Source organism: Micromonospora sp. NPDC005215, assembly GCF_040607915.1.
GTDB lineage: Bacteria > Actinomycetota > Actinomycetes > Mycobacteriales > Micromonosporaceae > Micromonospora.
This window is the reverse complement of sequence record NZ_JBEXHQ010000056.1, coordinates 14,874-28,413: the sequence shown is the minus strand read 5'-3', so window position 1 is coordinate 28,413 and position 13,540 is coordinate 14,874. Positions and strand designations below refer to the sequence as shown.

Annotated in this window: 11 protein-coding genes; 4 read left to right on the top strand and 7 right to left on the bottom strand. The window is 72.0% G+C overall.

Annotation, left to right across the window (positions count from 1 at the left end):
- Positions 1-60: 60 nt before the first annotated feature.
- Both ABZU25_RS29710 and ABZU25_RS29705 read right to left on the bottom strand, forming a co-directional pair.
- The gene (locus ABZU25_RS29710) at positions 61-324 is read right to left on the bottom strand and encodes a DUF6244 family protein (protein ID WP_088949318.1); all 264 of its coding nucleotides are present in this window, start codon (positions 322-324) and stop codon (positions 61-63) included.
- A gap of 166 nt (positions 325-490) precedes the next feature.
- On the bottom strand, positions 491-709 hold the full coding sequence (locus ABZU25_RS29705) for a winged helix-turn-helix domain-containing protein (RefSeq protein WP_355032667.1): 219 nt from the start codon (positions 707-709) through the stop codon (positions 491-493).
- A 268-nt stretch (positions 710-977) separates the two neighbouring features.
- On the opposite strand from ABZU25_RS29705, the gene ABZU25_RS29700 reads away from it, so the two are divergent.
- The 3 genes from ABZU25_RS29700 to ABZU25_RS29690 are packed head-to-tail and all read left to right on the top strand — an operon-like array spanning position 978 to position 2,262.
- Positions 978-1,199 carry a hypothetical protein gene (locus tag ABZU25_RS29700; protein WP_355032666.1) on the top strand — a complete coding sequence of 74 codons (222 nt, stop codon included), beginning with the start codon at positions 978-980 and terminating at the stop codon, positions 1,197-1,199.
- Positions 1,196-1,798 carry a hypothetical protein gene (locus tag ABZU25_RS29695; protein WP_355032665.1) on the top strand — a complete coding sequence of 201 codons (603 nt, stop codon included), beginning with the start codon at positions 1,196-1,198 and terminating at the stop codon, positions 1,796-1,798. Before ABZU25_RS29700 ends, ABZU25_RS29695 begins: the two co-directional genes overlap by 4 nt.
- Positions 1,798-2,262, top strand: a complete 465-nt coding sequence (locus tag ABZU25_RS29690) for a hypothetical protein (protein WP_355032664.1) — start codon at positions 1,798-1,800, stop codon at positions 2,260-2,262. The genes ABZU25_RS29695 and ABZU25_RS29690 overlap by 1 nt, the downstream gene beginning before the upstream one ends.
- 78 nt (positions 2,263-2,340) lie before the next feature.
- Here ABZU25_RS29690 and ABZU25_RS29685 read toward each other — a convergent pair whose 3' ends face one another.
- Entirely contained in the window at positions 2,341-3,024 is a 684-nt protein-coding gene (locus tag ABZU25_RS29685; protein ID WP_355032663.1) for a hypothetical protein, read from the bottom strand.
- Between the two features lie 240 nt (positions 3,025-3,264).
- Here ABZU25_RS29685 and ABZU25_RS29680 point away from each other — a divergent pair, with 240 nt between their 5' ends.
- Positions 3,265-5,793 carry an NACHT domain-containing protein gene (locus ABZU25_RS29680; RefSeq protein WP_355032690.1) on the top strand — a complete coding sequence of 843 codons (2,529 nt, stop codon included), beginning with the start codon at positions 3,265-3,267 and terminating at the stop codon, positions 5,791-5,793.
- On the opposite strand, the gene ABZU25_RS29675 is transcribed toward ABZU25_RS29680, so the two are convergent.
- The 4 genes from ABZU25_RS29675 to ABZU25_RS29660 form a co-directional block, all read right to left on the bottom strand.
- A complete protein-coding gene (locus tag ABZU25_RS29675) occupies positions 5,783-7,288 on the bottom strand; it encodes a hypothetical protein (protein ID WP_355032662.1) in 1,506 nt (501 codons plus the stop codon). The two genes, ABZU25_RS29680 and ABZU25_RS29675, sit on opposite strands and share 11 nt — an antisense overlap.
- A gap of 229 nt (positions 7,289-7,517) precedes the next feature.
- Complete coding sequence (locus ABZU25_RS29670; protein WP_355032661.1) at positions 7,518-8,516, bottom strand: hypothetical protein; 999 nt, start codon at positions 8,514-8,516, stop codon at positions 7,518-7,520.
- Positions 8,517-8,518: 2 nt separating this feature from the next.
- Positions 8,519-11,068 carry an FtsK/SpoIIIE domain-containing protein gene (locus tag ABZU25_RS29665; RefSeq protein WP_355032660.1) on the bottom strand — a complete coding sequence of 850 codons (2,550 nt, stop codon included), beginning with the start codon at positions 11,066-11,068 and terminating at the stop codon, positions 8,519-8,521.
- Between the two features lie 84 nt (positions 11,069-11,152).
- Positions 11,153-13,165 carry a hypothetical protein gene (locus ABZU25_RS29660; RefSeq protein WP_355032659.1) on the bottom strand — a complete coding sequence of 671 codons (2,013 nt, stop codon included), beginning with the start codon at positions 13,163-13,165 and terminating at the stop codon, positions 11,153-11,155.
- Positions 13,166-13,540 lie beyond the last annotated feature (375 nt).

The following is a 13,540-nucleotide window of genomic DNA, read 5'->3' as shown; positions in this document are numbered from 1 at the left end:
GAATCACGGATCCCGACATCGCCGCGGGCTGTTGGTGGGCTGTGCTACCACCACCCGTGGTCAGTTTCCCAGCGCTCTGACCTTGGCGATCGTCTCCTGGACATGCTGCTTCGCCGGGTCACCACCCTGAGATGCCTGCGCCAAAGCCTGGCGGTACGCGTCGATCATGCCGACCAACGGGCCAGCAGCCACGCCCTCCAGGGCACCGGCGACAAGCGCTCGGGCCTCGGCCGCGTCCTGTGCTGCCGCTGCGGTCTTGGCCTTCGCTTCATCCAGCTTCTGCGACGCCGCCGCCAACCTCGCGATGATCTGTGCTGCGCTCACGCGCGCCTCCCCGTGGTCGACCATCGCCTCCGCCACGCACCGGCGGAGACCACATGGGAGCGTACGAGATCTGCCCACCCAACGCGACCACGCGATTGCTTTTCCGCTATTACGGGAGCGGGGAATCTCGTGGGGAGGTTACGTCGCGCGAGGAGATCGGCCCTGCTCAGCGTTCGGCGACGTAGACGCCCACGCCGGGCACGCCAACCACGAGTCCCTCCGCCTTCAGGGTGAGCATCGCGTTGCGCACGACGATCGCGGAGACGCCGTGAATCTGACAGAGCTGCGTGGTGGAGGGCAGCTTGTCGCCGGGCGACAACTCGCCCGAGGCGATCTGCTTGCGGATGTGCTCGGCAAGCTCAACCCACTTGGGGTTTGGTGGCATCAGCGGTACTCCCTGGTCAGCACCGCCATTCGACCACTTCTCACCTTGTTATCGCAAGTGATACCTTGACTGCGATAGCTTGTTATCCTAGGCTCCGAACTGAGCATGCTCCCTGGTCAGCACCCGAGGAGTTGGCTCGTTCCCACCGCGCAGAGAGCGCCCGGTTGGCCGGTCCCCCCGTCCGGCCGGGCGTGCCGGGGCGTGCCCGCACGCCGCCCCGGCCCACAGGCCGTGACCAGCAAGGAGACCAACCCACCGGGAGCCCTCGATGCCCGATCGACCCGACGAACGCCCCACCGACCCACCAGACCGACCCGAACAACGCCCCCACCTGGTGTCCGATCAGGATGTCGAGGATGCCGACGACCTGCTCTTCGCTCATCCGCCCCGCGTTGTGCGCCGCTGGGTCTGCGGTTGCGGTGCGGACTACCCCTGCGTGGACGTCCTGTTCGCCCGCTTCGTCAAAGCCACCGCCGAGGCGGGCGAATGAGCACCGACACCGTGGACGACCTGCGTGCTGCCTGGCTCGCGACGATCTCCGCCACCGACCGGGCCGGCGCCCAGTTGCACGGGGCGGGAGCGCCCGGCCGGCGACTGCCCTGGCAGGACGCGGTCACTGAGTGCTGGCAGGCGCTGACCCTGGTCTACGCCGGCCTGGCCGCCGATCGGGAGTCGTCGGCAGGCTCGGCCGGGGACCTGCTCGCCGGACTGTGTGCCGCTCGGGTCGACGCGGACCGGGCCACCGCACTGGCCGCCCGCGTTCGCTGGCGTTTGGGTGCGACCGAGGACCGGCTTCGGCGTACCCGGAAAGTGCCGGACGCGGTCGCGGCCCGGCACTTCGCGGCGGCCATCACCAGGTTGGACCTGGTCGCCGCTCGGCTCGCGGTCGGCGGCTGCCGCATCGACCGCTCGGTGGCTGCGCTGACCGGCGAGCCGGTGGCACCGCCCGCAGCCCACCAGGGCACCAAGGCCAGCCACACCAGGACCAGCACCGAGGAGATCGCGCGTGGCTGCCACGCGGCGAGCGTCCTGGTGACCAGCCGACGCCGACGAAGGAGAGCGCGCACGATGATCAGGGGACGCCGATGATGACCGATCCGCACGCGGCGCTGCGCGGCCTGCTGACTGGCCGGTTGCGGGGCCACGAACGGCGACTGCGTCGGTTCACCGAGCCGGACTGGCGGCGGTACGCCGATCTGCTCGCCGGGGCGCTGCTCGTGGCGGTGCGGCGGCGGTTCGTCGCCGGGCAGGACCGGGCACCGGTGATCCGGTTCGTGGCGTCTGCCCGGGAACGCTACGACGCGACCGGGCGCGACGTCGACCCGGTGCTGGCGGAGGCGCTGGTCTGGGCGGCGCTCGGTGAGCGCCCCGCGGTGCCCGACAGCGCGGCGGCGATCGTCGCCCGGACGGTACTGCTGCTCGGGCTCCTTGAGGACGAAGGTCTCACAAACAGAGAACGCGACGAGATCCTCGGTGCCGCCGCGCTCGCTGCCGACACATTGGATCGAAGGGCTTCGGTGCAGACCGACGACGCCTCGACGCAGACGGGGTAGAGCGCTGCCGACACGACATCGCTGAAGTCGGGGTATCCCCAGGGTGCGGACACCCCGAGCTCAACGAATTCAGGTGGATCATGCCGGCGACGGCGGTCCGTTCTGCACGCGGTTGATCAGGTCATGCAGGGGCTTGGTGCCACTGCCCACCATCACACCGGTCACGATGGCGTCGATCCAGACCGCCACTCCGTTCCAGTCCCCGCCCGCGACCGCGTGCAGGATGTAGAAACCACCGGCGCTGGACGCCACGGTGGCGAGCCCGCTCGCGAGACCCCACGCGACGATCGTGCGGTTCGCCTTCGCCCGCGCCACCACCGCCGTGGCCGCGGCGACCGCCTCCCGGTCGGCCTCCGTCGGGCCGTCGGGCCGGGCGTCCACCTCGGTCAACGTACGCGTCAACGCGGCCTCGGCGGCGCGTCCGGGCAGCCAGCGTGAGAACGGTTCCAGGATCCGTTCGACAGCCGCGGCGAACACCAGGAGGGTGAGGAAGACCCCCGTGGAGTCCTCCGGCTGGATCTTCGCGGCGGAGATGCCGCTCCGCCAGATCGCCCAGCCGGCGACAGCCCCGGCGGCGATCAGCCCGAACCCCGCGAGCACCGCCCCGGGGCCAGCCTGCTGCGACGCCGCGACGACGGTCAGCCCCGACTGCTGATCGGATCGGGGCGTCGCCGCCGCTGCGGCATCGGTTCGTACCGACCCGGCGGTGGCCCCGCCCCGTGCCGATTCCACCTCGACGGTGGTGGACGCCTGTCCCTGCAATGTCCTGCCCAACCTTTCGACCTGCCGTCCGCGAGACGCCACGGCGTGAATCCCGCGTTTCCGAACGAACTGCGCACTGATGGCGCTCGGGGCGGGAGGTTACGGCACCTAAGTGGACGCCGGGGTGTGCGGTGCCCGGCAGTTCCCGACTGGACTCACGTATAACCACACACCTCCCGGCGATTCGTGACCGCGCCGTCACGCATGGTGACAGCAATAGCGCACCATTGGTACGTGGACATGCTGGAGTGGCTGCGGTTGGCGTTCGTCTGGATCCAGCGGGCGGACGTGCTCATGAGCGTCGCGGCGACCGCGGTGCTAATTTCCGGTTGGTTGGTTCGACGGATGAGCCAGCTCCGACGCGGTGCGCCCGAGGAGCGGTACCGCCGGTGGTTCGTCGAGGAGTACCGGGTGTACAACCCGTACCTGGCGGCGCCGGAGACACTGCGACTCGAACGGACCCTGGTGCCGCTGTTCGTCACCGAGGACGGGCAGCCGGACCGGGCCGCCGACGCCGGCGAGCGGATTGCCGACCGGAACAACCACGTCGTGCTGCTCGGAGACGCGGGGTCCGGCAAGACGACGACGCTCAAGGCGTTCGGGATCGCGGCGCTGGGCGGCGTCGACGGTCGACGTGGCACCGGGCGGGGCCGGGAGGTGCCGTTCCTGGTGCCGGTGCGGCTGCTTCGCGGCATCGGACAGGCCGGCGCGCTTACCGATCACATCCTCGGGGTGCTGCGGTCACAGAAGGGGCTGGCGCTGACCAAGGAGGAAGCCCACCAGTTCCTCGCCCAGACGTTGCAGCAGGAGCGTTGCGTCGTGCTGCTCGACGGGCTGGACGAGGTGACGCCAACCGCGTACTCGGCCGTCCGTGACGAGGTGTACCGGTTTCTCAGCGACCACACGCCGGAACTGCCAACCGCCAACGCCCGGATCGTGATCACCTGTCGGCGGCTCACCTTTCTGCGGATCGCCGACGACTGGCAGCCGGAGCGGTTCGGGGCGCACCGCAGTTACGCGCTGGCGCCACTGCGGGACACCGAGATACTCGCCTACCTGCGGGCCTTTCCGGATCGGTTCCCTGACGTCGACGGGCCGCAGCGGTTCATGGAGCAGCTACGCGTGTCGGGCACGCTGGGGCTGCACCGCAATCCGCTTGTCCTCTCGATGTCGATCGGCCTGTACGCGGGCCGGAAGTTCCCCGCCATCGCGCACTCGACGGCCCGGCTGTACGACGAGATGATCGACGAGATGCTCGGCCGGCACAGCTTCCGGGCCGACGGGCTCACCACCGGTGTGAACGAGTTCGACCAGGCCGACAAACTGCGCGTGCTGCGGGAGTTCGCGCTGCGGGCGGCGCTCGGCCCGCAGGGGTTCGGACCGTTCGACCGGGCCGCGCTCGCCGACTTCGTGTCGACGACGGGCGACCGGCTGCGGCAGAACCTGAACGGCCGGGCCGACGACTTCGTCGACGAGATCATCGACCGGTCCGGGCTGCTCAGCCCGGTCAGCGACGGGCAGTACGAGTTCGTCCACCGTTCGTTGCAGGAACATCTGGTCGCCTCCGAGTTGCTGCGCCAGAGCGACGAGGGCCTGCGGCTGCTGCGGGAGCGGGCGATGGAACGCGAGTGGCGTCGGGTGGTGCTCTTCTACACGGCCACCGCGGACCAGTCGGTCGTCACCGGCTTCATCGGGGAGCTGGCCGAGATCGACCCGATCCTCGCCTGCGCCTGCCTGGCGGGCGCGGACTGCCTCAACCCGGTCGGGTTCGCCGTACTGGAGCGGATGGCCGAACCCCTGCGCGACCCGAGGCCCCCGGTGATGCTCTCCGCCCTGGCAGCCGTGCTGAGCGCCACGGCGTCGCCCCGGGCGGCGATCCGCGACGCCGCCCGCGACCAGGCCTTCACCTGGTTGACGAAGGTCGCCGGCGAGGCCGACGCGGCGGACGCGCTCGGCGGCACCCACGAAACGTTGCTCGACGTGATGACGATGCTTGTGGAACGGCTGGGAGAGAGTTCCGTCAGCCGCTCCATGGTCGTCCGGCTGGTGGGCGTCGTACCCGACGATCCGCGGTTCGTCGAACCGTTGTGGCGATGCTTGCGCACCGCGGAGGGCGCGACCCCCGACGACCACTCGTTGGTGCCGCTCATCGACCGCCTGGTGCGACTCGCCACCGATCCGGCCTGCTTCGCGGCGTTGCACCGTCAACCGGCCGCGCACCCACGGTTCGCCACCGCGCTCCTCCGCCAGCAGGTGTATCCGTTCCGGCGGGGACTGGACCGGCAGTCGAACCTGGTGACGCTGCTGTGCTGGGCGCAGGAGGTCGATCTGGACGCGTCGGACGTCAACCGCTTCCTGACGGCCAAGGCCACCGACCCGGTCCACTGGGCCAGCCTCGAAGCGGACTGGCGTCGCCGGAGCGCCTCGGTCGTCGTTCCGGTGTTCGGCGCGCACCGGGTCGACCGCCACGCCGCCGAGCGGGCGACGGGCGCGTTGCTGACAGTGCTCTCGGTGGCGGCGCTCGCCGCGGTCGGCTGGGATCTGGCCCGACCGGACGGTGTGCTGGGTCTGGCCGGCGGCATCACCACGGTCCTGCTGGCGGCGGTGGAGTTGGCGTTGGCGCTGACCATGCTCGGGCTACAGCCGCGGATCGCGATTCGGGGCGTACGGGTGTGGCGGCCCAACGAGTGGATCGACGCCTACGACGACCCCCGCAGCCGACACTGGCTGGTGCCCGACGCCGGCGAGGGCCCCGGCCTCACCGGGTGAGGTAGGGCGCCGCGTCGGCCGGCAGTCGGGGCGGCGTCTTGCCCATCTGCCGGTACATCACGGCCTTGCCGGTGGCCCGACCGTCGATGTCCGCCCGTTCGCCGAACGTCAGGGTGCCGGTCGCGCCGACGATCTCGTGCGCCAGTGCGAGGTTGCTGAACTGGGTCTGCACGCCGTCGGCTGTCGGTATGTTGTCGCGCCCGACGGCCATCCGAATCGCCCGCACGGCGCTCGCGACAGCGTCGTGGTACATCACCGCGTACCCGTCGTTGAGCGTATCGGCCGGATATTTCTCCTCGTCGCGGTAGACCTTGAGGAAGTCCGCGAAGCCAGCCGGCGTGCCGGGCCGGTTCTTGATCCAGGCTGGCGCATCCGCCGAGGAGGCCCAGATGACCGAGACGTTGGCGGCGTCGAGCAGGGCCACCTGTTGCGGGGAGAGCTGAAAGCCGGTGGCACCGACCATGATGGTCAGTGGATCACTGCGGCAGATTCGCTCCTTCAACGCCTCGGCGAAGCTCGGAAAGTCGGCGACCCGGCCGGCGAAGAACACCATCTGGAGTTTCCTGGTCTTGTTCCCGTTGTTCACCGCGCTGCACAGGTTCCGCACGATGGGGTCGAAGACCCGCGGCATGGCCGGGTTGCCGACCGTGCCACCGGTGAAGGACTGCGCGGGGTATTTGACGTAATCCTTCAGCACGCTGGTGAAGGCCGCCGTCAGCGTCCGCGGATAAGGGTCGTCGTTCCGGTCGTGCACCACGATTCCGTTGCGGGGAAGCGTCTCGGGATTCTTGTCCAGCAGATCCTTCAACGCCGTCGCGTAGTCGATGTTGCTCGGGGACACGCTGTGAAACGTCGGGAAATCCGCGGCGGTAAGGCTGGTCGCGGAGGTGACGGCGCCGACCATGGGAATGCCCAGCTTCGACAACGCCGCGGCCATTTTCTCGGTGCCCGTGAAGCTGGAGCCCAGACCCACGACGGCCACCACCGGATGCTCGGCGTCGCCCAGCGCCACGATCCCCTCCACAAGTGATTCGTGGAACGGCTGACCGCTGCCCTGGTTGACCAGGAGCAGTTGCACGGCAGGGGCGTTCTTGTCGCCGAAGGCCGCCGAGGTGTTGGCCCGACGCAGGGCCGCGTACGCGCCCTGCAGGCTGAACCCGACCTGGTCGAGGGACATCGCCGACGCGGCGGGTGCCGGGGCGACGCTCAGCGGCGTCAGCAGCACCACCCGGACGTAGCGGGGTTGGCCTTCGACCTCTCGATTCATGGCGAGGATCTTCCCGGTGACCTCCCGGATGCTGCCATCGAGCCTGGAGATGTCGGTGACCGGGCCGAGGCACTCTCTCGTGTCGGTGTCGACGACTCCCTCGCAACCGTCCGCGGCGGGCGCGGTCGGTGTCGGACCATCGGTTCGCGGCTTCGGCGGCTCGTCCGATGGATAGAAGAGCCAGACGACCAGAGCGAGCAGCGTGAGGGCGATCACCCCGGCGAGCACGAACCGTATCGTATTCGTTCCAGTCAGGCGGAACACCTAACCACCTCCACGAAATGCAAGCTGCCCGGGACGTAATTGTCGTCAGCCTGACGCGAATTATTCACGCATTCATTCATCGGCTTGGCGATCTGCCGGCAGAGGGGGACACTATCCCACCATCGACCACACCCGAGGAACTGTTGCGGTTGAGTCGTTTAGCTGACTCGCGTCGGGCCGACCACGGCCGGGCTCAGCGCAGGCCGCGAACCAGTAACAGATAGGCGCAGTAGGCCATCGGCACCAGCAGAAAACAGATCAGGAATCCCAGCGGCAGATATCGCGGCGGGGTGCCCGCGACCATGGCCGGCCGCCCCCACCGGCCCAGCACCAGATACCCGCCGAAGAATGCCACCGCCGGCAGCCCCGCGCAGATCCACGCGCCGAGGGTGAACCCGTCCACCAGGCCCACCCCGGAGGCGAGCACCAGGACCAACATGACCACTCCGGCAGCAGCCCCGCAGCCGGCGTAGACGGCGACCGCCCGCGCCAGCGGTGACCACGTCGGCAGGAGCGCCGGCCGTTGGGCCAGCAACTCCGCCTGCTGCCCGTGCCGGTCGGCCTCGTCGGCCATCCGCCGGGCCAGCTCCAACTCCACCACCGGGTCGACCACCGCCGCCCGCTGCGCCGGCACCCCGGCGCCCGCCGGGCTCACCGCCGTCGGCAGCGCCAGCCGCGCCTCCCCCGCCGACACCTCGGGGTACGCCCCGACCCCCGCCCGCCCCGGCACGCCGGCTGCGCCGTCGGCTGGCCCGTCCCCACTTCCGGGTGCGGCGGACTGGCCCGACCAGCCAGCGGACGCCGGGCCGAAGCCGGCAGCGGACCCCGGGCCAGAACTGGCAGCGGTGGCAGGGCTGGAGCCGGCAGCGGTGGAGGGGCCAGAGCCGGCAGCGGACCCCGGGCCAGAGCCGGCAGCGGTGGCAGGGCTGGAGCCGGCCGGTGGGCCGGGCCAGGCGGCAGCCTCGCCCGGACGCCCCGCGGTCGGGGAGGGACCGGCGGGCGGCTGGTCGACGCCGATCGCTCGGCCGAGCTGGTCGAGGCGCTGCCCCTGGGCGGTCAGCCGCTGGTGCAGGTAGTCGACGGCGGCGTGCAGGTCGCGACGGCGTTCGGACTCGGCGGCGGCGTGCTGCTTCCCCGCTCGGTGCTGCTCGGCGAACTGTTGGGCCAGCGCCGCGTACTCCTCGAAGGACACTGTCACCGCTCCCCGTCCGGCTCGTGCCCCTCGCCGGCGAACGGGACGATCAGTCGGGTGCGCTGGTCGTGCCGGTCGATCAGCAGCGCTCGGTCGGCGCGGGGTGTGTAGGCCAGGTCGTGCGTCCCGAGGTGCAGGGCCAGCTCGCTCCCCGGCACGTTGAGCGCCACCAGGCAGGCGACGTCGTCGCGGTTCTGGGTGCCGCCGAGGTCGTCGGCGAGCCGGCGCAGCCCACGCCACCAACCGAGCAGGTGCACCCCCTGCCCGGGGCCCTGGCGCAGAAGGGTACGCAGGTCGTCCAGGCCGGAGCGGAAGGTGCCCGGGTCGGTGGCCCCGAGGACCGGCGCGGCGGCGTCCATCCCGAACACCACCAGGTACTCCCGGCCGGTGGGCTCGGCGGCCAGCACGGCGATGCGCTCGCGCAGCCCGGCGGCGTCGAGGCGCCGCACCGCGTGGCCGGCGGCCCGCAGGGCGGTTTCGGTGTCGTCGGCGACATCGGCGGCGGCGCTGACCAGGGAGGCCACCTCGAACCGGACGTCGCCGGGGTGGTGCTGGCGGGCCAGGCTCAGCGTCGCGGCGCGCAGCACGTCCGCGCCGGCCGGTGCGGTGCCGACCACGGCGAGGTGCCGCCCGGGGGTGGCGTCCATCAGGAACAGCGCGGTGGTGCCGTGCACGTCGACAGTCCGGCCGACCAGGGCCATCGGACGCCGGCCACCGGGGCGCAGTCCGGCGAAGGTGGGGTCGTCCTCGACCCGCGCGGCCTCGTACCCCTTGAAGACCGCCGGTGCCCGTGAGCCCGCCGGCCGGGCCTGCCACAGTTCGTGGCGCAACGCGGCGAGGTCCGCCGCCGCGGCGTGCGCGTCGGGGAAGCGCAGCACCGTGTCGGCGCCGACCGCCCCGGCGGCGGTGTTGACCACGGCGGAGCCGATCGGCAGGGCCGCGGCGGCGGTGTTGAGCTGGTCGAGCACCCCGCCGCCGCCGGGCAGCGCCACCCGCAGCGCGAACTGCCCGAAGATCGCCTCGGCCCGTCCGTAGAGGGCCTCGATGCCGGTCATGCTCTGGCTGGCCAGCACCAGGTGGATGCCGTACGAGCGGCCCTTGCGGGCCAACTCCTCCAGCAGGTCCACTGATTCTCGGGCCAACGCGTCGTTGCCGGCGAGCAACACGTGGAACTCGTCGATGACCGCCACGATGCGCGGCAGCGGATTGTCTCGCGGCAGGTCGGCGAGTTTGGTGACGCCGTGCCGCTTCAGCGCGGTGGCCCGGCGTTGCGCCTCCCGGCGCAGCTCGCGCAGGACGGCGAGACCGTACTCGCGGTCGGATTCGATGCCGACGGCACGGGCGTGGGGCAGCCAGGATGGGTCCCGACTCGTGGGCACGAACTCGGTGAAGCTCACGCCCTCCTTGAAGTCGAGCAGGTAGAGCTGCAACTCGGCAGGCGAATACCGGGCGGCCAACCCGTAGAGGACGTCGAGCAGGAAGACGGTCTTGCCGGCGCCGGTGCGCCCACCGACCAGCCAGTGCGGGGTGGCGTCGTCGAACGCGAGCGTCAGCGGGGCGTCGACGGTCGGCGCCGCGCCGCCGGCCCGACCGATCACCGTGCGCAGGCCGTTGCCCGCGGACTCGACCCAGCGCCGCTCGGGCAGCAGGTCGGTGAAGGGCAGCGCGTCGGAGCGGCGGGCGGCGGCGGCCAGGTGGTCGGCGAGCGCGCGTACCGACGCGGACGGCGGATCACCATCGAGCAGCACGGGAGCGGCGAGACCGGTGCCGTCGGCGCTGAACGGGATGCCGGGCGGGTCGCTGACGTGGGCGTACCCCTGGTCGAGCCGGATCGCGGTGGTGCCGCCCAGCGGCGTCGGGGTCTCGCCGGGCAGCCGGGACGGGTGGCCGGCGAGCAGCACGCAGACGGCGGCGGCCGGGCCGGCATGGGTGAGCGCGGCGAGCCGGGCCAGCTCGCGCGGCGGTGGCGCGGCGGTGGCGACCACCACCAGCAGGTGCCGGGCGGCGGGCTGGGCGTGCTGCGCCGCGCGGGCGTGCCGCTCGGCGGCATCCAGCAGCGCGGCCACCTCGGCCTCGCCGGTCGCCGGCGGGTTCAGCACACCGGCGTCGAGCAACGGGCGCAGCGGACCGAAGGTGGCCCCCACCGCGGCGGTGTCGATGCCGGCGACCCGGACCTGACCGGGCGGCGCGGTGGCGACCAGCCGCAGCACCAGCGCCCGCAACAACCCGGCGACCTGCGGGTCCCGGACATCGGCGTCCAGCGCCAGGTGGTAGCCGCCGCCGAGCGGGACCAGCACCGGGAAGCCGCCGTCCGGGGTGGACGCCGCACCGATCCGTACCGCGGTCGGATGGTCGGTCAGCGGCGTGACGCCCGGCGCGGGAGTGGCCAGGGCGCCGCCAAGGTGGGCGAGGCGGGCCACCAACTCGGCGGCGCCGGTCGGCGCGCCGGGCGCCGGCGCCGCGCCGAGAGCACCGCGGGCGGCGTCCAGGTGCGCCCGAGCCGCCCGGTGGGAGTTGACCGCCTGCCCGTACGCCGACGCGAGCCTGCCCAACCTCTGCCCCCAACGCCAACGGCCGTCTGGTCTCAGGAACCCTAACGGACACCTGTGACAACCGGACAGTCCTACGCGGACGTGTCACGCCGGACCACACGCGGCGGGGGTGGACGCGTCGGCCACCCCACAGCGGAACACCTCCACCGGCGCCGTCGCCACGTCGGGCACCTGCTCCACCCGCATCAGGGCCAGCCGCTTGTCGACCGGCTCACCCGAGTCGGGGGTGAACCGGATCAGCCCGGCGACCCCCGGGTAGCCCTGGCCGGCGTTCTGCCGGAGCACCTCGGCGTGCACACCGACCGGGTTGACCGAGGTCGGCTCCCAGCGTTGCCGCGGGTCGGCGTGGTGTAGCCGGGCGGCGAGGCTCTCCACCGCCCGGATCAGCATCATCGCCGCGTCGTATGCGAGGCTGACCCGCTCGCCGACCTGCCGCTCGGAGCCCGGCCGGCAGCGCGGCGGGTCGAGCAGGTCGTCGGCCTGGATCCAGGACAGGAAGCTGGCTCGGGCGTCGTCGCGCCGGTCCTGCGCCGCCGCCCGCAGCGCGGCGCAGGTGGCCAGCGCGGCCTTGGAGACGTACGTGACCGGCAGGTTGCCGGGCGCGGCGGCACGCAGCCCGGGGTTGGCCATGTAGCGGTTCGCCGAATCGTCGGCGACCAGGTGTTGGGGCGGGTTGGCGCCGCACTCGCGCAGCGCCCGCAGGAAACCGTCGAACTCCGTCCACCGACCCGCGTAGAACAGCAGACCCGGGTAGCCGCACTCGCCGGTCAGCCGCTGACCGGTGCGCCACTCGTCGAGGCGCGTGATCCGGGCACCGAACCGTTGCCGAAGCCCGTCGACGAGGGTGTTCACGTACAGGTCCTCGGACAGCGAGCTGCCCTCCAGAGTCGTGTAGAAGACGTGCGCCTCGTCGACCTTCAGCACCTGTTGGGCGTACGCGTCGACCATCTTCACCTGATCGGCGTTGGGCGCGGAGATCTGTAGGTAGAGGCGGGAGTTGGCGTCCATCTTGTCCGCCGACAGCGTGGGCGCCAGCACCGGCAGCCCGACCCGGTTCAGCTCGCGCAACGCTCGGGCCGTGCTCGTCCGACTCTCCACCAGCCCGACCACCCCGAGCACCGTGGGGTCGTCCCGGGCCAGCTCGGCCAGCATCGCCACCGCCCGGTCGGCGTAGCTCATCTGCCGGCCACCGTTGGCCACCACGATCCGCAGCAGCGCGGCGCCGTCGGCACCGGCCGACTCCTTCAGCAACGCGTACTGGGCGGTCGCCATCCCCTCCAGTTCCTCCCGCTCGGAGACGTAGGACTCCTCGTCGGCGCGGGTCCGGTTGCCGGTCAGCGTGCCCAGGTAGACCAGGGTGAGGAAGGGTCGGCGTCGGTCGCTGCGCTGCCAGACCTCCTCGGCGGCCCGGTTCTGCGCGAAGATGCGCCGCTGGATGGTCCGCAGCCCATCCTGGCCGGGGTCGTTGTTGAACACCTGCGCCGCAGTGTCGCTGTAGCCGACGCACTCACCGCTGCCGACCACCTCGACCGAGACCCGGCCACCGGTCAGCGAGGGGTGGCAGCCCCGCCCCCACCGGCTGCCCACCCACACGCCACCGGCGGCCAGCAGCACCAGGCAGAGCGCAGCCGGCAGGAAGCGGCGCGACCACCAGGGCGGGTCGGGCGCGGAGAACGGTCGCATTCCGCCCCGCGACGGTGGGCCGGCGTCGGTCTCGTCGGGCCGCAACGCCACCAGCCAGGCGGCCGGGCGGCGCAGCCGCCGCATCTCCGGCAGCGCCTCGGCCCACTCGTCGTACGCCTCGTCGGCCTCGGTCAGTGGGTGCGGTTCGGGCAGTTCCGGTGGGGGTTGCCCGCCGGAGACGACGATGAGCAGCGGGTCGTTGCGGCCCGTCTCGGTGCGGACGTCGCCGATCAGGCGGACCAGTTCGCCGCAGACGTTGCCGGGGGCGACGTGATCGAGCAGCAGCGCCGGATACGCGGTGCGCCGCCAGTCCGACGGGCGCCACGGCCGACGCGGTACGCCTGCCGCAGGTCCTCCAGGAACGCGTGCAGCAGCAGTTTGTTGACCTGGTCGGGTTGCTCGCCGTCGCGCCACCCGGCGGTGAGGCGCTCGGCGAACCCGAGGAACGTGACCGACTGCCGGGGCGCGAGATACTGCTGGCGCATGAACCAGGTGTAGTGCCGCCCGAGCACCGGCACCCGGCCGGAGACGGCGGCCCGGAAGACCACGCTCGGCACGGCACGGCGGACCAGCCAGAGCAACACCTGCGAGACGATGCTGACCGCGTCACCACCGGAAGGCAGCGCCTCCGGGGTACGCGTCCCCCGGCGATCCCGCAGCCGGCGTACCAGGGCCGCCCGGCTGTCGTCGGCGTCGATGCCGAGGCTGAGGCTCTGGTGCATCAGCCAGTCGGCGAGCGGGTAGTGCCGGAAGCGCAGCCGCGCGGCGCCGAACGCCTCCAGGGAGAGC

Bases quoted from the DNA above. Each gene is read 5' to 3' on its own strand.
- ABZU25_RS29705 (WP_355032667.1), bottom strand. From the start codon at position 709: ATGCCACCAAACCCCAAGTGGGTTGAGCTTGCCGAGCACATCCGCAAG.
- ABZU25_RS29700 (WP_355032666.1), top strand. From the start codon at position 978: ATGCCCGATCGACCCGACGAACGCCCCACCGACCCACCAGACCGACCC.
- ABZU25_RS29695 (WP_355032665.1), top strand. From the start codon at position 1,196: ATGAGCACCGACACCGTGGACGACCTGCGTGCTGCCTGGCTCGCGACG.
- ABZU25_RS29690 (WP_355032664.1), top strand. From the start codon at position 1,798: ATGACCGATCCGCACGCGGCGCTGCGCGGCCTGCTGACTGGCCGGTTG.
- ABZU25_RS29680 (WP_355032690.1), top strand. From the start codon at position 3,265: ATGCTGGAGTGGCTGCGGTTGGCGTTCGTCTGGATCCAGCGGGCGGAC.